This window comes from Synechococcus sp. BMK-MC-1, from assembly GCF_014279955.1.
GTDB lineage: Bacteria > Cyanobacteriota > Cyanobacteriia > PCC-6307 > Cyanobiaceae > Synechococcus_C.
The window spans coordinates 405539-421912 of record NZ_CP047939.1 but is presented as its reverse complement, the minus strand read 5'-3'; the positions used below and the strand labels follow the sequence as shown (position 1 = coordinate 421912).

General features: G+C 62.0%; 21 protein-coding genes and 2 tRNA genes. 13 read left to right on the top strand and 10 right to left on the bottom strand.

All coding sequences use genetic code 11. From position 1 onward, the window contains the following. Positions 1–13 precede the first annotated feature (13 nt). Both sat and psbO read right to left on the bottom strand, forming a co-directional pair. Positions 14–1183: a sulfate adenylyltransferase gene (sat, locus tag SynBMKMC1_RS02175; protein WP_011932279.1), complete on the bottom strand. Its 1170-nt coding sequence runs from the start codon at positions 1181–1183 to the stop codon at positions 14–16. Between the two features lie 107 nt (positions 1184–1290). Then, positions 1291–2112 carry a photosystem II manganese-stabilizing polypeptide gene (gene psbO, locus SynBMKMC1_RS02170; protein WP_186472565.1) on the bottom strand — a complete coding sequence of 274 codons (822 nt, stop codon included), beginning with the start codon at positions 2110–2112 and terminating at the stop codon, positions 1291–1293. A 117-nt stretch (positions 2113–2229) separates the two neighbouring features. On the opposite strand from psbO, the gene SynBMKMC1_RS02165 reads away from it, so the two are divergent. Further along, a complete protein-coding gene (locus SynBMKMC1_RS02165) occupies positions 2230–2535 on the top strand; it encodes a hypothetical protein (protein ID WP_186472564.1) in 306 nt (101 codons plus the stop codon). On the opposite strand, the gene coaBC is transcribed toward SynBMKMC1_RS02165, so the two are convergent. Next, positions 2532–3788, bottom strand: a complete 1257-nt coding sequence (gene coaBC / locus SynBMKMC1_RS02160) for a bifunctional phosphopantothenoylcysteine decarboxylase/phosphopantothenate--cysteine ligase CoaBC (protein ID WP_186472563.1) — start codon at positions 3786–3788, stop codon at positions 2532–2534. The two genes, SynBMKMC1_RS02165 and coaBC, sit on opposite strands and share 4 nt — an antisense overlap. A 3-nt stretch (positions 3789–3791) precedes the next feature. Further along, positions 3792–3995 carry a DUF2555 domain-containing protein gene (locus SynBMKMC1_RS02155; protein WP_011932275.1) on the bottom strand — a complete coding sequence of 68 codons (204 nt, stop codon included), beginning with the start codon at positions 3993–3995 and terminating at the stop codon, positions 3792–3794. A 70-nt stretch (positions 3996–4065) separates the two neighbouring features. On the opposite strand from SynBMKMC1_RS02155, the gene SynBMKMC1_RS02150 reads away from it, so the two are divergent. The 6 genes from SynBMKMC1_RS02150 to SynBMKMC1_RS02125 all read left to right on the top strand — a co-directional run bounded on the left by SynBMKMC1_RS02150 (position 4066) and on the right by SynBMKMC1_RS02125 (position 6892). Continuing rightward, a tRNA-Ala gene (locus SynBMKMC1_RS02150) sits at positions 4066–4138 on the top strand. Positions 4139–4159: 21 nt separating this feature from the next. After that, positions 4160–4327, top strand: a complete 168-nt coding sequence (locus SynBMKMC1_RS02145; protein WP_186472561.1) for a PCP reductase family protein — start codon at positions 4160–4162, stop codon at positions 4325–4327. Beyond that, on the top strand, positions 4324–4473 hold the full coding sequence (locus SynBMKMC1_RS02140) for a hypothetical protein (RefSeq protein ID WP_186472560.1): 150 nt from the start codon (positions 4324–4326) through the stop codon (positions 4471–4473). Before SynBMKMC1_RS02145 ends, SynBMKMC1_RS02140 begins: the two co-directional genes overlap by 4 nt. Positions 4474–4538: 65 nt before the next feature. Continuing rightward, a complete protein-coding gene (locus SynBMKMC1_RS02135) occupies positions 4539–4739 on the top strand; it encodes a hypothetical protein (protein ID WP_006042295.1) in 201 nt (66 codons plus the stop codon). A 222-nt stretch (positions 4740–4961) separates the two neighbouring features. Then, a complete protein-coding gene (locus SynBMKMC1_RS02130; protein WP_011932272.1) occupies positions 4962–5303 on the top strand; it encodes a DUF565 domain-containing protein in 342 nt (113 codons plus the stop codon). Between the two features lie 95 nt (positions 5304–5398). Beyond that, complete coding sequence (locus SynBMKMC1_RS02125) at positions 5399–6892, top strand: NAD(P)/FAD-dependent oxidoreductase (protein WP_186472559.1); 1494 nt, start codon at positions 5399–5401, stop codon at positions 6890–6892. Here the strand turns inward: SynBMKMC1_RS02125 and SynBMKMC1_RS02120 are convergent. Further along, entirely contained in the window at positions 6853–7881 is a 1029-nt protein-coding gene (locus SynBMKMC1_RS02120) for an aspartate carbamoyltransferase catalytic subunit (RefSeq protein ID WP_186472558.1), read from the bottom strand. The genes SynBMKMC1_RS02125 and SynBMKMC1_RS02120 overlap by 40 nt on opposite strands. Beyond that, entirely contained in the window at positions 7878–8555 is a 678-nt protein-coding gene (locus SynBMKMC1_RS02115) for a DNA-3-methyladenine glycosylase (RefSeq protein WP_186472557.1), read from the bottom strand. The genes SynBMKMC1_RS02120 and SynBMKMC1_RS02115 overlap by 4 nt, the downstream gene beginning before the upstream one ends. An 89-nt stretch (positions 8556–8644) precedes the next feature. On the opposite strand from SynBMKMC1_RS02115, the gene SynBMKMC1_RS02110 reads away from it, so the two are divergent. From SynBMKMC1_RS02110 to gatC, 4 genes are read left to right on the top strand one after another with little or no spacing between them, the layout of a single operon-like run. Beyond that, positions 8645–9421, top strand: coding sequence for a queuosine precursor transporter (locus SynBMKMC1_RS02110; RefSeq protein WP_255486258.1), 777 nt, complete (start codon positions 8645–8647; stop codon positions 9419–9421). Then, positions 9412–9570, top strand: coding sequence for a hypothetical protein (locus SynBMKMC1_RS02105; protein ID WP_222930397.1), 159 nt, complete (start codon positions 9412–9414; stop codon positions 9568–9570). The genes SynBMKMC1_RS02110 and SynBMKMC1_RS02105 overlap by 10 nt, the downstream gene beginning before the upstream one ends. 32 nt (positions 9571–9602) lie before the next feature. Further along, positions 9603–10391 carry a creatininase family protein gene (locus SynBMKMC1_RS02100; RefSeq protein ID WP_186472554.1) on the top strand — a complete coding sequence of 263 codons (789 nt, stop codon included), beginning with the start codon at positions 9603–9605 and terminating at the stop codon, positions 10389–10391. Further along, the gene (gatC, locus tag SynBMKMC1_RS02095; RefSeq protein WP_011932264.1) at positions 10388–10681 is read left to right on the top strand and encodes an Asp-tRNA(Asn)/Glu-tRNA(Gln) amidotransferase subunit GatC; all 294 of its coding nucleotides are present in this window, start codon (positions 10388–10390) and stop codon (positions 10679–10681) included. Before SynBMKMC1_RS02100 ends, gatC begins: the two co-directional genes overlap by 4 nt. A 1-nt stretch (position 10682) precedes the next feature. On the opposite strand, the gene crtR is transcribed toward gatC, so the two are convergent. Together crtR and SynBMKMC1_RS02085 are read right to left on the bottom strand one after the other, a co-directional pair. After that, entirely contained in the window at positions 10683–11711 is a 1029-nt protein-coding gene (gene crtR / locus SynBMKMC1_RS02090) for a beta-carotene hydroxylase (protein ID WP_186472553.1), read from the bottom strand. 53 nt (positions 11712–11764) lie between these two features. Further along, a tRNA-Leu gene (locus SynBMKMC1_RS02085) sits at positions 11765–11846 on the bottom strand. Between the two features lie 53 nt (positions 11847–11899). Here SynBMKMC1_RS02085 and SynBMKMC1_RS02080 point away from each other — a divergent pair. Both SynBMKMC1_RS02080 and ileS read left to right on the top strand, forming a co-directional pair. Further along, complete coding sequence (locus SynBMKMC1_RS02080) at positions 11900–12502, top strand: Ycf66 family protein (protein WP_186472552.1); 603 nt, start codon at positions 11900–11902, stop codon at positions 12500–12502. Positions 12503–12524: 22 nt separating this feature from the next. Beyond that, entirely contained in the window at positions 12525–15431 is a 2907-nt protein-coding gene (gene ileS / locus SynBMKMC1_RS02075) for an isoleucine--tRNA ligase (protein ID WP_186472551.1), read from the top strand. Here the strand turns inward: ileS and SynBMKMC1_RS02070 are convergent. Continuing rightward, positions 15409–15726 carry a hypothetical protein gene (locus SynBMKMC1_RS02070; protein WP_186472550.1) on the bottom strand — a complete coding sequence of 106 codons (318 nt, stop codon included), beginning with the start codon at positions 15724–15726 and terminating at the stop codon, positions 15409–15411. The two genes, ileS and SynBMKMC1_RS02070, sit on opposite strands and share 23 nt — an antisense overlap. Next, complete coding sequence (locus tag SynBMKMC1_RS02065; RefSeq protein ID WP_011932259.1) at positions 15726–16337, bottom strand: DUF3177 family protein; 612 nt, start codon at positions 16335–16337, stop codon at positions 15726–15728. The genes SynBMKMC1_RS02070 and SynBMKMC1_RS02065 overlap by 1 nt, the downstream gene beginning before the upstream one ends. Positions 16338–16374: the final 37 nt, after the last annotated feature.

Sequence of the window (16374 nt, the reverse complement as noted above, 5' to 3'; positions counted from 1 at the left end):
GGATCCTGAGAGCTCAGGAGGCTCGAAGCACTTCAACCACGCTACGGAATGCGAACCATTCCGGGATTTCCTCGCCACCGCGCAGCATTTTGCGGAACTGCGTACCGCTGAGCTTCTTCACGTGAAGGCCACGCGCTTCGGCGTGTTCAGCGGTGACGTAGCCCTCTTCTTCGGTGTAGACGAGGTTGAGCGAAGGCACGGTCTCCATCGTGAGCTCAGGCGCACATTCTTTGGCGAAATTCTGAGCGTCGTAAGGGCCGTAAAAATCGTCTCCCGTGAGGGACGACTTACAGCCGGCCATGTCGCGGCCGATGATGAAGTGAGTGCAGCCGTAATTACGGCGGATGATCATGTGCTGCAGCGCCTCGCGGGGACCAGCCATGTGCATGGCGTAGGGGAGGTAGGCCCAACGGATGCGGTCGTTGTTCACTTCAGCGGCCAGGCGCTCATACGTCTGGAAACGAACGGCGCCGGGGATGTCGTCCTGTTGGGTGGGCCCGCAGGTGGGATGCACCAACACCACGGCGTTCTCGCTCACATTCTGAGCGTGAAGGGCACGGGTGAACAGTTCGTAGTGAGCTCGGTGGATGGGATTGCGGCACTGGAAGGCGACCACGTCCTCACCCTCGGGGAGTCCGGCACGAACCTCGGCTGGAGTTTTGCAGGGGAACACACGCTGGGGCAGTTCCAGACCCTTAAGACTGCCGCCCAGATAAAAACGCTTGCGCTCCATGGTGATCATGCGCACGGCAGGGTGCTCAATCGAGGTGGTGCCGTAGCAACCTTTCGCTTCGGCCACCTTGTCGGGCTCCCACTTCGCTTCCACCTGGAGGACAGCGAGATCCTGCCCCTTGTAAGTGAGCAGAACCGAGCTACCGACTTCGATGTCATCCCGATCGGTGTCCATCACGATCGGGAGACCAAAGAGCTGGCCTGCAGCCAGGCGATGACCACCCACAACAGCGTCGTAGTCCTCCTGATGCATGAAGCCGCGCAGGGGTGAAAAGCCACCGACACACAGCAGCTCAACATCACAGGCGTTGCGATCAGAGCATTCAAGACTTGTCGTTGCCGTGGCCTTCACAGCGCCCCGATCAGCCTCAGCCACCATCAGATTCACAAGGGTGCCTCCATAGGGAGCAATCACGCCTGAGGGCTGTGTGGAGGTGGTGCTGGCGGTCATGGCGGAGGCTCACATGATCTGGAATCGACGAGATTCTCCCAGATCGCACAAAAAAAGGGGGCTCCAGGCCCCCTCTGACGCATCAATGAGCCCGAAAGCTACGGCAATCAAGCCTCTTCAAGCCGTCCGTAGAGCTCACCGTTGATCTTCACGTCAACGATCTCACGGCCACCCATATCGGAGTCCGAAGGCTGAATGGCTGAGAACACACCAGCAAATTCACCGGTTTCAGGATCCACCTTGGTGATGGACAGACTCATCACGCCCTGACCGTCGATGTAACGCTTGACGTTCTCAGACTCGAGCTCTTTGTAGTCGCCGCCGAGACCGATCAGACCTTGGGGGTAGTCGACACCCGTGGTGAGCGCGCGACCCTTGGGATCGATGAAGTTGCTCGTGCGGTAGCTGGGTGTGCGGTAGGTGCCTTCGAAGTCGGTGCTGGTTGTGATGGCCGCTCCGTTGGCCACGGCATCAAGGTTCTTGCTGGAGAACGTGAAGGGAAACTCTTCACCACCGGGGATCAGCACGGTGATCGGCTGGAAATCAATTCCGCCTTCTTCTTTGAACCTGATGCTGTCCTCGCCCACGGTGAGGGTGCCGTAAACCTCATCAAGACTTGAGGTGTAGCGAGTGAGAATCTTGCCTTCAACGAACTGAGCTTCCTGGCGCTTGTTGGCTGGCTCTCCTTTAATGAAGACCTGGGTGGGATGCATGCAGATCCCCCTGAGCTCATAGGCATCACCCGCGGTCAGATCGATGGAGCCTCGAGCCGAATCCGAAAGGGTTGGGCAATCGTTGGCCTTACCGGTATTGCGGATGTCGTCGTAAGTGACATTGGAGCGATCAACGGCTTGAGCACCGCCACTGCAGGCGGTCACAACCGTGAAACAGAAAGCCAGCACAAGGGCCAGTAGGGGACGGAAGCGCATGGGAGAGTTGCCGAATGGCCGGGTGGTGACAATGTCCACCGATGAGGCGAATCTTACAGAAGTTGATCAGCCACTCCAGTTAGGTTCGCAACCTCTCAACAACGTGAAGCGTTCGGCGTGCAGAGCAACGAAGATTCCACGATCCAGGCTCAACTACAGCCCCTGCTGGAGCAGCTGCGTGTGCTCGCCGACGACCATCGCGATGAGCCTGAAGCCCTTCTCCTCTTTCTCAGGGAACTTGAGGCGCTCCATCGCGACGTTCAAGAAGGAGCATTTCGCAACAGCCTCCCGGAAGACCGTCAGCAGTTGTTTGGCTTTCTTCAAACCCTCGAGCGCAGTGGCGGCTGGCCTTATATCCCCCGTTTGCAACTGAAAACCTTCATCGCCCTACTCGATCAAGGACCTGCAGACATGGCGGCTTAATCGCCAAGCTGGCTGAGCCGATCCAACAGATCGTGCGCCAGAGCGAGCTTGTGCACAGCGGGAATGGCCTCCTCGCGTTCACCTGGACCGAGAAGCCATCCACCGTTCAGGTCGCTGTCAAGGCCCTGATCGGGGCGATCTACCGGATTGACCATCAACAGGTCACAGCCTTTGGCCTGGAGCTTCTCACGGCCGCGCCGGAGCAGCGTTTCATCGTCTCCCGCCAAGGCAGCGAAACCAAGCAAATGCTGCTGGGAAGAACGTCGCGCCCCCAGCGACTGCAGCAGATCCGGCACCGGCTCCCAGCCCTGGGCCATCGTCTCCATGAGTTCGCCCTTGGGAAGCTTGGAGGAGTTGTCTGAGCGCTCGCGCCGCACATCCGCAACGGCTGCGCACATCAACACAGCATCAGCGCGGGATTGACGCTCCAACAGGCAGACCTCCATGGCGGCGCTACTGAACGCCGGCAGACAGTGCAAGCCCTCCAACCAGGCGTCTGGAACAGTCAGCGGACCATGCACCAGATCCACGTCCGCACCGCGGAAGCGTGCCGCCTGGGCGAGCAGAACGCCCATGCGCCCGCTGCTGCGGTTGCTGATCAGACGCACTGAATCCAACGGTTCCCGGGTGGGCCCAGCGCTGACCAGCACGCGCTTGCCGTGCCAATCGGAACGCAGCTTCCCCTCGTTGTCAGCCTGCAGCATCATGCTGGCTGCAGCCAGCACGATGCACTCCGGATCCGCCATCCGGCCGGTGCCGACGCGGTCACAGGCCAGCAGTCCAGCCTGCGGAGCCAGAGGCAGCACCCGGGGATCGTCGTGGAGCCTGCTCCAATTGCGCTGAACGGCCGGGTGTTGCCACATGGCCGTGTTCATGGCGCTTGCGGCCAGAACCGGGCACTCGCAGGCCAACAGGAGGCTGGCCAGCAGTCCCTGGCCATCGCCGTGCACCCATCGCGCCAGAGAGCTTGCGCTGAGGGGCGCCACAATCACCAGGTCTGCCCATTCCGCGAGCTCGATGTGCAGAGGCCGTGGGCGAGAGGGATCCCATTGGTCAGCGTCCTGAAGGCAGGGATTGCGACTGAGACACGCCAGTGCGACAGGACTCACCAGTTGAGAACCGCTGCTGGTGACCACACAGCGGACCTGCGCCCCCTCCTTGATCAGCGCGCTGACCAACAGTGGAGTCTTCACAGCCGCAATGCTTCCGCAGGCCGCAACAATCACCCGCTGTCCTTGCAGCAGCCCGGCCATGGATCAGTCCTCGTCGAAGGGTTCCTGATCGATCAGGTGGACGTACGGGCGCGTGAGCTCGGGGCGATGGATCGCGAGAGCACGCAACAAGTGCCAGTCGCTCAGACCCGCAAACGGGGTGGGGTAGTCGTCGTCTTCCAGGCGTCGGGCCAGGGAAGCCACCGACGCTTCATCGAAGGAGGCCAGACGCTCCGGCGTGATCGGCATGCAGAGCGTGGACGTTCGCTTCATTGTGCCTGGCCTCTTGCACAAAACACAGACGCTAGGTTTCAGGCACGGGGGGTTAGCTCAGTTGGTAGAGCGCTGCGATCGCACCGCAGAGGTCAGGGGTTCGAATCCCCTATCCTCCATTCGTAGTCATCGCTGGGGACATGGATTGGACGGCCGAAGCCGAACAAGCGCTTCGCGAAGTTCCTTTCTTTGTGCGTCCAGCTGTGCGTCGCAAAATTGAGGCGCTAGCAACAGAACTCAGCAGAAATCTGATCGACGAGGCCTTCTACAAAGAGGCACGCGCCAAATTCTCGCGCCGCTCGTCATGACCACGTTTGGCATCACCCGCAGAAGCTGGCGACCGCTTCTGCTGACGCTGCTGGGATGCGCTGTGCTGGCGTCGATTCCTGTGCGGCCATCGGCCTTACTCACCTACGTCTTGATCCTCATGGCCGGCGGTCTGGCACGCCGCTGACCCAGGCCCATTGATCGGCCGCTGCGGGCCATGAGGTAAAAGAGAAGCTGAAAGGCCCTTGGTAGATGTCTCAGTCAAAACGCGAACAGGTTGTGAGTCACCTGCGCTACATCCGCCAAGAACTGCGGGAGATGCACCAAGGTGTCATGGAAGACGGCCTTCTCCCGGAGGCAGGCGAGGTTCGTGGCGTGATGGCACAGATGGAAGCCCTGCTCGAACTTCTCGAGGGCAAGAGCTCTCGCAAGGCCAAGGCTGAATCCGACTGATTTCAAACAGCCACTTGCCAAGTGGTGAAGTTCAAGCTTTCCTTCGCCAGTCCCCATCATCCGGCCCGGGCTGAGCCTGGGCTTTTTCCTTAGAAGTCCAACATGTAGCGCCTGATAAAGGCAAAACACCACAAATGGTGTATACAAAGGTCGGCGGGGTCTGGGTCGGGTGATGGGGATCACCGGTGCACCTCCCTGCCTCTTCCCTGAGCGGCTGCCCTCATGACCGCCCGTCTTCAGTCGACCAGGCTTCAACGCAGTCTTGGTGAAGCTTCAACCCGCCTCGATCATTGGGCGACCAATCCATGGCGCCGCATCTCTCTTCTCCTGATCGCGCTCACGGGAAGCTTCATGTTGGGGAATGGAATTGCCGCGATCTCCGGATCCCTGAATTTGATGGATCCCCTGGCAGCGATGCTGAGTGTGGGCGTGCTGGAAGTGATGGTGCGCGTGAGGCGTCACTGGGCTCGGGATCATCAGACGCATCTAGGCAGACAACTTCTCGATATGGTTCGGATCGGCCTTCTTTATGGCCTTCTGCTCGAGGGATTCAAGCTGCTCTGACGCCCTGATTGGCACCGACCTGATTGGCGCCGCAGCGCACGGACAAAACCACGTTCAATCCATACCCTACGGATAGATCTGCTGAAGTTCTGGCCATGGCTGGTGAGCGTTTCTATCTCGAGCTGGAGCCCCCTGAAGAACGCCTACGCCACGCTCCTCACGTGGTGATCGTTGGCGGCGGCTTCGCCGGCGTCAGAGCCTGCAAAGCCCTGGCCAATGCCGACGTTCGAATCAGCCTGATCGACAAACGCAACTTCAATCTGTTTCAGCCGCTCCTGTACCAGGTGGCCACCGGCTTGGTGTCCCGAGGGGATGTGGCCACACCCCTGCGGCAGCTGGTGGGACGGCAGCGCAACGTGCAGGTGCTGCTGGGTGAAGTGACCCAGATCAACCCTGAAGGCAAGCAGATCGTTTTCAACGGCAAGGGCTACGGCTACGACTATCTCGTTCTGGCCACCGGTTCAGGCAGCACGTTCTTCGGCCATGAACACTGGCGCACCTTTGCGCCACCGATGAAGATCCTCGAACACGCTGAAGAGATCCGCCGGCGCCTGTTGATGGCGATGGAGCAGGCGGAGCAGACCCCTGACCCGGAAGCGCGTCGCTTCCTGCAAACCGTTGTGATCGTGGGCGGCGGCCCGACAGGCTGCGAAATGGCAGGAGCCACCTCAGAACTGATGCGCAATGCCATGCGCCGTGAGTTCCGCCAGCTCAATCCGGCTGACACTCGCATCATCCTGGTTGATCCGGGGGACCGTGTGCTGAGGGCAATGCCGGAAGCGCTGTCTCAAGCGGCCCAGGAAACCCTTGAGGCCCTTGGCGTAGAAATGCTTTTCAAGGGTCGGGTGCAGACGATGCAGCCCGGCGAAGTGACCGTGGGCACCCCCGATGGAGACCAACGCCTTCAGGCCGCCACCGTGATCTGGACAGCCGGTGTGCGCCCCTCCCATCTTGGCAAAAAGCTGGCCGACGCCATCGGCTGCGAAACCGACCGGAGCGGACGGGTGATCGTGGAACCGGACTTCTCGGTGCAAGGCCACCCGGAAATCCGTGTGGTGGGCGATCTCTGCTCGTATAAGCACACCAAAGACGGCAACCCCCTGCCGGGGATGGCGGGTCCCGCCACCCAGGCCGGCGGTTTCGTTGGCAAAGACATTGCCGCCATGGTGGGCGGACAATCGCGTCCAACATTCAGCTGGTTTGACTTCGGCAGCATGGCCGTGCTCGACCGGGTTGACGCAGTAGCCGATCTGCGTGGTTTCAAGTTCAAAGGTGGCATCGGTTGGCTGCTCTGGGCTGCCGCCCACCTCGCCTTCATGCCCGATCGGGAAAACCGCTACACCCTGCTGATCAAATGGATCTTTGCGGTGGTGTCGCAATCGAGAGCATCGATGCTGCTCACGGGGATGCCCAGTCAGCACATGGGACTGGATGCCCCAGATGCTGCATTCCCAATGCAGCCTGGCTCTGGCCCCTCGATCGCCGAACCCGGAGCTGCCCTACGGGCCGCGATGGATTACTACTCCAACCAGGTGTCCGGGCTCCCCACTCAGAGCGAAAGCGGAGACTCCGCAGCCGCCATTAAATAAAGCAGTGCCATCCGGATCGGGATGCCATTGCGCACCTGATCCTCCACACGATTGGCGCTCAGATCATCGAGAAGGGCACCGCTCATCTCCACACCCCGGTTCACCGGACCGGGGTGGAGCACAGGGATGAAACCCTGGCAGACCTGCAGTCGCTCATGGCTGAGCCCAAAGTCGCGGTGATAGCGATCCAAGCTGGTAAGCATGTGCTGACGCATACGCTCCTTCTGCAAACGCAGGGTCATCACCGCATCAGCTCCGGCGAGCGCATCATCAAGATTGCGCACCACGGTCAACGTGCCCCGATCAGCAACGGGGTCTGAGGCTTGTCCAGGCGGTGGCTGGGCCACGAACTGCGCAAAGGCCTCAGGCACCAGGCTTGGCGGACCGCAGAGAACCACATCCGCGCCACAGGCGGTGAGGGCCCAGAGATTGGAGCGCGCCACCCGGGAGTGGAGAACATCGCCCACGATCACAATGCGGCGTCCGCGCAGGGCTTCCGGCAACGGGTGAAGGGGGTTGAAATGCTGCGCCAGGGTGTAGAGATCGAGCAGCCCTTGGCTTGGATGGCTGTGCAGGCCATCGCCGCCATTGAGCACCACGGTGCGCTCACCCGTGCGTTCAAGGGCTTCGGCCAACTGCCTGGGCACGCCCGTGCAGCGGTGACGCACCACCAGCACATCGGCGCCCATGGCCACATAGGTGCGTGCTGTATCGAGCAGGGACTCTCCCTTACTGAGCGAACTGCTGGAAGGCGAGAAGCTGGAGACGTCGGCAGACAAGCGCTTGGTTGCCAGCTCAAAGCTGCTGCGGGTGCGGGTGCTTGGTTCGAAGAAGAGTGTGGCCACAAGCCGCCCCTGGAGCGCCGGCAGCCGCCGAGCGCCGGTGACGGGCATCGCACTGAAGCGATGGGCCAGCTCCAGAACAGCCGCGTAGTCCTCCCTGGAGAAGGTGGAGAGATCGAGGATGTGGCGGTGGGTCCACGCGCTCAACTGGGCGTCCTCTCACTCTGCTGAAGCTTAGTGGGAGGAGATCCATTCGCCCAGGCAGCATTGGGGTGGTAAGCGGCTTGCAGCAGCGGCTTGCGGTCTCCCTTGGCCCGTTTGCTCACACTGCGGCTGGCTTGGAGATACCAGCGCCACGGCCACTCCTGCGCTCGGGCAATCCCGATGCGAGTGGTGGTGACCAACGCCAGATTCTGCAGCTCCGAAGGGCGCGGAGCGATCCAGAGATCCTGCCCGGAGCAGGCGGAACAACCATCCATCTGCCGGTCGATCCCGAAGCGACGGGCCAGCAGCCCAGGTCCCGCTGCCACGCGCTCAGGCTCACCCGGCAGCGCCACGGCCCTGAGCAACACACCATTCGCCCACTCGGCGCGATCAGTCACCACATTCACGCAGTGGTGGATGCCATAGCTGACATACACATAGAAACGCCCTGGCTCACCAAAGAGCGTTTCGTTTTGAGGGCTCCTGCGCCGATAGCCGTGGCAGGCAGGCTCCTCCTGCGAATACGCCTCGGTTTCCACCACCACGCCCCAGAGCAAGCTGCCGTCTGTTTGGCGTTTCACAAGCAGGCAACCGATGAGCTCAGGACCGACCAGCTCGGCAGGGCGGGCGAAGAAGGATTGGGCCAGAGGATAGAATTCAATCAAGGCGATGACCATCCCTCCAACGCATCGTTTCCAGTCTTCTGGAGTGGTGACAGGGAAGCAGACTGCCGCCAGGCTGCATTTCGATCTCCATGCTCGCAGCGATGAACGCCTCAATCCAGGCACGCCGCGACTTTGTCTTTCTGGCTCTTGCAGGGCTGTTCCTCGGCACCCTGGGGATGCTCAACATCCTTGGCCTCACCCGCTTCCTTGAACTGGGGCACATCGGGTCGTGGCCGATCGTGGTGGCCGTTGGCGCCCTTCCCTATCCGATCACGTTTCTGTGCACGGATCTGATCAGTGAGTTGTGGGGTGAGAAGCGAGCCAGCCAGGTGGTGTGGGTCGGCCTCCTTCTCAACGGCTGGGTCGTGCTGATCCTCTGGCTAGGCGGCTTGCTCCCCGGCTTGGAAGGAGCTCCAGACTCCACATTTTTCGAAATCCAGAGACTGGCCTTCGGCTCCGTCTTGGCCTCCATGGCGGCTTATCTCACCGCCCAGTTCGTGGACGTCCGCCTCTTCCACTTCTGGAAGCAGTTCAGCGGCGGACGGGCTCTCTGGTTGCGCAACAACGGCTCAACCCTGGTGAGTCAGCTGGTGGATACCAGCGCTGTGGTGCTGATCAGCCACTACGCCTCCGGCGTACTCCCCGTTCGCCCCGGAGAACCCGTGGCTCCCCAGCTGGTGTCGTTCATCGCCAGCGGCTATCTCTTCAAGGCCATGGCCGCAGTGATCGACACCATGCCTTTCATCTGGCTCACCGGCTGGCTGCGCCAGTGGTTGGCCGTGCCTCGCACAGGCAGCGAAATCGGCGGAAGTGACGATCCGATCATGCAAGGCGTGACATCGAGCGCATCCTTGCCAGGCTTGAACAAGTGGACGTAATTCCAATGGACGCCGCCCTCTCCGGATTCAACCTGGGCACAGTTCTGCTCTTCGGCAGTGGACTGTTCGTGCTGACCACCCTCTTCTTCGGCACCAGGGGTGGGTACTACAACACCGATCAGTACGACGGCAACGGCACCGCCCACTGAGCGCCAGGATCACTATCAGTCGTGAAACGACCATGACCTCTTCGCTCCCGGGCCCGGTGGACCACACCGATGCCATTCGTTTAGCCCTGCAGAGCTGGCCGGACGTGGACCGGTACCTGCAGAGCTGCAAAGGGGTGATCATTCCTCTGGGTTCCACCGAGCAGCACGGACCGACCGGTGCCATCGGCACCGATGCTCTCACCGCTGAAGCCGTGGCCCTGGAACTGGGACGACGCAGCGGTGTGCTGGTCACGCCGGTGCAGGCTTTCGGCATGGCCGAGCACCACCTCGGCTTTGCCGGCACCATGAGCCTTCAGCCCGCCACCCTGCTGGCCGTGTTGCATGACCTGGTGCTGTCCCTGGCCACCCATGGATTCGAGCGCATCTTTGTGGTGAACGGTCATGGGGGCAACATGGCCACGACCAGGGCCGCCTTCGCCCAGGCCTATGGCACTGCTGCCAGCCGCGGCCTCGAGGTGGCCCCCCGTCTGCGCTGCAAGCTGTCCAACTGGTTCATGGCCGGCCCAGTGATGCGGCGGGCCCGCGAGCTTTACGGCGACCGTGAAGGCCAGCACGCCACCCCCAGCGAAATCGCCGTCACCCTGCATCTGCACAACAGCCTCATCGCCAAACAGCGGGCGCTGCCGGAGGCGGCCCCCTGCGGATCCATTCATGGGCCAGCCGATTTCCGCCGCCGCTATCCCGACGGGCGCATGGGCTCCGATCCCTATCTGGCCAAACCGGACCATGGCCTGGAGCTGTTGAACACGGCCGCGGAGGCGTTGCGCGAGGATCTCAGCACTTTCCTCACTGCCGCATGAGCAACATCACGGCCGACGACGTGCGCAAGGTGGCCCACTTGGCCCGGCTCGATCTCCCTGAGGACACCATCGCCACCTACACCGGTCAACTGGAGCGGATCCTGGATTACGTCGACCAGCTTCAGGCCGTTGACACCGAAGGCGTGCCGGCAACCACCCGCGCCGTTGAGGTTGTCAATGTCACCCGTGAGGACAAGGTGGAAGCAACCGAAGTGAGGGAGGATCTGCTGGAGCAGGCCCCCCTGCGGGAGGGAGATTTCTTCCGAGTGCCGAAGATCCTGGCCGAATGAGTCAGGGTGAGTGAGGCCGCCGTGGCTGGGTTTTGATGGCACTGCGGTCCACGAAACCCAGCCAACTGCGCTGCAGGGCGCGGCCGGGAATGAAGCGGGCCGCGCGACGCATCTTGCCCTTGCGGCGCTTATGACTGCGCACGCCCACAAGGATGTCGTAAAGAAAATTGGCCCCATCCGCCCGGGTTTCAAAAATGCCAAGCCGTTGCGGTGAACCTTTGGCATCCAGAAGGGGTTTGGTGGCCTCATAAGCGGGCTTGTACTCAAACCAGGGCACCGATGGCCAGAGATGGTGCACCAGGTGATAGTTCTGGCCCATGATCAGCCAGTTCATCAGCCTGCCTGGATAGATCCGGGCATTGGTCCAGCGATTTCTGGAGGTGAAGGGACGATGGGGCAGGTAGTCGAAGAAGAGCCCGAGGGTGACTCCCACCATCAGAGCCGGCGCGAACCAGCAATTGAAGATGAAAGGAAGGAAATCGAAGGTGACTGCAGCGGCAATGATCGTGAAGAACACGGCCCGCTCCAATCCCCACTGCATTAACTCCCAGCGCTTCCAGAGCTTGCGCTGAAAGAAAAAAACCTCGTGATAGAAAAATCGCGGAGCGATCAGCCACAGCGGGCCGAAGGTGCTCACGATGTGGTCGGGATCATTCTTTGGATCGTTGACATGGGCGTGGTGCTCAAGGTGTACCCGAGTGAAAACCGGAAAACTGAAACCCAGCAACAACGCCGACCCGTGCCCCATCAATTGATTCACCCAGGGCACGGGATGGGCCGATTTGTGGCAGGCATCGTGAACAACGGTTCCCTCCAGATGCAGCGCCAGAAACCCAGTGATCAACATCACCGGCAACGGCCAACCGGCAGCAAACCAGCCCCAGATGGTGAGCGCCGCGAGGGCATAGCCACCCAGAAACAGGCCCACCGTGGGGTTCCAGGCAGCAGGAGGGTCAACGAACTGTTTGGGGACAGATCGCCAACGCACCTCCGCAGCCGGCATTTCAGGTTGTGCGAAAGCCTGGGTCATTCAGCGAAAGCGCGTCAGCCGACTGCTAAGAGACACCAAATTAGAGAAACGGATGCCCACCGGGGGACTTGAACCCCCACGACCGAAGCCACTGGTACCTAAAACCAGCGCGTCTACCAATTCCGCCAGATGGGCAAGGTGGCAATTTTAGGCAGCAGCCCAGAATGGGTTGATCCATGGAGCCCGCGATGCTGGCCACCCTTGCTGGAGATCTCTGTCTGGTGTTGGGCCTGGCGGTGCTGCTGCTTCCGCTTCTGGTCACGGAACTGAGCCGACCCCGCGATGGAGTTTGGGGTGCGGTGGTGTTGCTGCTTGGGCTGGTGCTGGTCACCAGCAGCGACCGCCTCCGGGGTGCACCGATGTTGGCGGTGGTTTGCGCAGGGCTGCTGATCAGCCGCCTCGGCAGCGAAGTGGCTCAGTCCCGCTGGCAGCAGCTGAGCCCCGAGGAACAACAGCGATTGAAATCCACTGAGCGCTGGTCCACCAGCCTCCAGCAACTCTCTGCCACCCTCAATGCGCTGCTGAGCAACACCGGCCAGGCCCTGGGCAGCCTGAAACCCAAAGCGCCAGCGGCTGACCGCCCTGAAGGCAGCAGCCGCACGGGCAAGCGCTGGGTCAGGCCCGAACCGCAAGCCGCTGACGCCCAAGACGCCAAAGCCGAAGCGGCGAAAAGCGAAGCAGTGAGCGAGGCCGTGAGCGAAGCCGTGAACGCTGAAGCACCAGAACAAGAAGCCCAGGAACCGACAGCGCCTGACCAAGAAGCCGCAACCCCACCCAGCGAAGACGGATAATTCCGGTTGCAGCTGCCCCAACGTGAGCAAGGAGACCCGCGACGCCGCCGAGGGACGTCCCTCCTACAAGGACACGCTCAACCTGCTGCAAACAGGCTTTGGCATGCGCGCCAACGCGGTGAAGCGGGAGCCGGAGCTGCAGGCCTTCTGGCGCGACAACCGCATCGATGGGCCACTGGGGCTCAACAACAGCGGGCCCACCTTCACGCTTCACGACGGGCCTCCCTACGCCAACGGTGCCCTGCACATGGGCCATGCCCTGAACAAGGTGCTCAAGGATGTGATCAACAAATATCAAGTGCTGCAGGGCCGCAGGGTGCGCTACGTGCCTGGCTGGGACTGCCACGGTCTGCCGATCGAACTCAAGGTGCTGCAGTCGATGGATCAGGAACAGCGCCAAGCGCTGACACCGATCAAGCTGCGCAAGAAAGCCGCTGCTTACGCCCGCAAGCAGGTGGATGGCCAGATGAAGGGCTTCCAGCGCTGGGGCATCTGGGCCGACTGGGACGAGCCCTATCTCACCCTGCAGAAGGAGTACGAAGCCGCCCAGATCAAGGTGTTCGGCGAGATGGTGCTCAAGGGCCACATCTACAGGGGCCTGAAGCCCGTGCACTGGAGCCCCAGTTCCCGCACCGCCCTGGCCGAAGCCGAGCTGGAATACCCCGACGGCCACACCAGCCCCAGCGTGTATGTGGCCTTTCCGGCGGTGGAGGTTCCCGTCCCCCTGCGGGATGCACTCAAGGCGGAGGGCCTGGAACTGCCCACCGAGACGGATGCCCTTGGGCAGGCCCTGCAAGTGGCGATCTGGACCACCACCCCCTGGACGCTTCCCGCCAACCTGGCGGTGTCCGTCAACGAACGGCTCGACTACGCCCTGGTCGACGATGGCAACGGCCGGTTGCTGGTGGTGGCTGCCGATCTGATCGAGTCGCTCAGCAAAACCCTCGAGCGTCCCCTCCAGCAGCGCGCCACGGTGAAAGGCGCCCTGCTTGCTGGGCTCGTCTATCGGCACCCGCTGCTGGATCGCACCAGCCCCGTGGTGATCGGCGGCGAGTACATCACCACCGAATCCGGCACAGGCCTTGTGCACACCGCCCCAGGGCATGGCGTCGACGACTTCCACACCGGCCAGAAGCACGGCCTGCCCGTGCTGTGCCCCGTGGACGAAGCCGGCACCCTCACCGCAGAGGCAGGTCCTTTCGCAGGCCTGAACGTGCTCAAGGACGCCAATCCAGGGATCATCGAGGCCCTCGAGCAAGCCGGAGCACTGCTCAAGCAGGAGGCCTACAGCCACCGCTACCCCTACGACTGGCGCACCAAGAAACCCACCATCTTCCGCGCCACGGAACAGTGGTTCGCGTCGGTGGAGGGCTTCCGCCAGGACGCCCTCGACGCCATCGACCAGGTGCAGTGGACCCCAGCCTCAGGTCGCAACCGCATCGAAGCGATGGTGAAGGAGCGGGGGGACTGGTGCATCTCCCGCCAACGCACCTGGGGAGTGCCGATCCCCGTGTTTTATCACCGCAGCAACGGCGAGGTGCTGCTCAACGCCGACACCCTGAGCCATATCGAGACGCTGATCGCCGCCCACGGCGGCGACGTGTGGTGGGAGAAAGACGAAGCGGATCTGCTGCCACCCGCCTATGCCGACCAGGCCGATCAATGGCGCAAGGGCACCGACACCATGGACGTGTGGTTCGACTCCGGATCCAGCTGGGCTGCCGTGTCAAGCCAGCGAGAGTCGCTCAGCTACCCCGCCGACCTCTACCTCGAGGGATCCGATCAGCACCGCGGCTGGTTCCAGAGCTCGTTGCTCACCTCCGTGGCCGTCAACGGCCATGCCCCCTACAAACGCGTGCTCACCCATGGGTTCGCCCTCGACGAGAAGGGGCGAAAGATGAGCAAATCCCTCGGCAATGTGGTCGACCCGATGGTGATCATCGAGGGAGGCAAAAACCAGAAGCAGGAGCCGGCCTACGGCGCTGATGTGCTGCGGCTCTGGGTGAGCTCGGTGGACTACTCCACCGATGTGCCCATCGGCGCCGGAATCCTGCGTCAGCTCGCGGACGTTTACCGGAAAGTGCGCAACACCAGCCGATACCTGCTCGGCAATCTGCACGACTTCAATCCCGCCACCGATGCCATCGCGGTGGCAGACCTGCCCCTGCTGGACCGCTGGATGCTGCAACGCACTGCCGAAGTGATGGATGAGATCACAAAAGCCTTCGAGAGCTACGAGTTTTTCCGCTTCTTCCAGCTGCTGCAGAACTTCTGCGTCACCGACCTCTCCAACTTCTACCTCGACATCGCCAAAGACCGCTTGTATGTGAGTGCCCCCACTGACCAGCGCCGACGCAGCTGTCAGACCGTGATGGCTTTAATCATCGAGCGGCTGGCGGGCTTGATTGCGCCTGTGCTCTGTCATATGGCTGAGGACATCTGGCAAAACCTCCCCTACGCCGTGAGCGAGGCCTCGGTCTTCCAACGGGGGTGGCCGACCGCGCCGGACTGTTGGCGCGACGCGTCTCTTAACGAACCGATGCAGCAACTGCGCGAGCTGCGGACATCAGTGAACAAAGTGCTGGAAGACTGCCGCAGCCGTGGAGAGCTGGGCGCATCGCTGGAGGCAGCGGTTCGCCTTGAGGCCCACAATCCAAGCCTGCAATCGGCTCTGCAGTGGCTCAACGACCAGGGCCATGACGAGGTGGATGGGCTGCGTGACTGGCTGCTGGTGTCCCAGTTGCAGATTGGCGGTGAGCCCTGGGCGGAACTGCTCGCCAACCACGACGACGACGTCGCGCTCATTGAAGTGGCCCGGGCTCGCGGCAGCAAATGCGAGCGCTGCTGGCATTACGAGAGTGATGTGGGCCAGCATGCCGACCACCCCCATCTCTGCTGCCGCTGCGTCAGCGTTCTGGGGAGGCTTTGACCCAGTGCTCGTCGCTCAGCAGAGCGCCAGGCTGCATCGGACCTGCCAAAACAATCTCGTTGGCTGGTGATAACGGACCTTGCAGCACTTCAACCTGATCCAGCAGCGTGCCCTCGGGCAGAACGGAGGCGTCTGGATCAAACGCGGTGGGGTGGGTTGTGCTGCTGCTGAAGCCTCGAAAAATCAAGAGTTCGAAAGGCTCCGCATCAACCCGTCCCCGCAAGCGCACCACACGGTCGGGATGTTGGCGGGTGCGCTCCTCGAGCGCGTGAACCAAATCATCGTCAACCGGCATCAGAATTCACCGGCCACGCGCCCTTGGCGCGGGAGGCGCACCAGCAGCCACTGCAACAGACCCACCGCATAGGCCACAAGAGCCACGTAGCCGATGAAGGCGGCAACAGCTTCCGTCCACTGGCCCCCGAACACAAAATCAAACAGACGTTCGGCAACCCGGTGCAGTCCCTGGGGCGCTTCCAGCCAGATCTTGCACTCGGCAGCCTCCAGCGCGCGGGCACAGCCCAGCGCCGATCCCGACATCCCCACGGCAAACACCGCAAACACCGTGAGGGACCAGCGCCAGATGCGCACGGTCATCGGCAGAGCCCGGCCTGGGGGACTATCGGCCAGTTCTTCGTTGAGATCCACCCAGAACCACACCGATCCAGCCATCAGCAGGGGGGCCAGCAAGGCCGTGACGTAACCAATCGGCCTCTGATCGGTGAGCAACAGCACGCTGATCGCCAGCAGGCTGGCCACCTTCCAGTAAATGCTCAGCAGACGCACGAGGGCCGGATCACGGCGCACTCCAGCCCAGATCAGCAGGATCAAGGGAAGACCGAGAGCAATCGTGGCGCCCAGGCGATAGGTCAGCCACACCAGGGTTCGGGTCGTGAGATCAGGCACCAGCCAGGCACATCAGCACGTCATTATCAGTGCCATC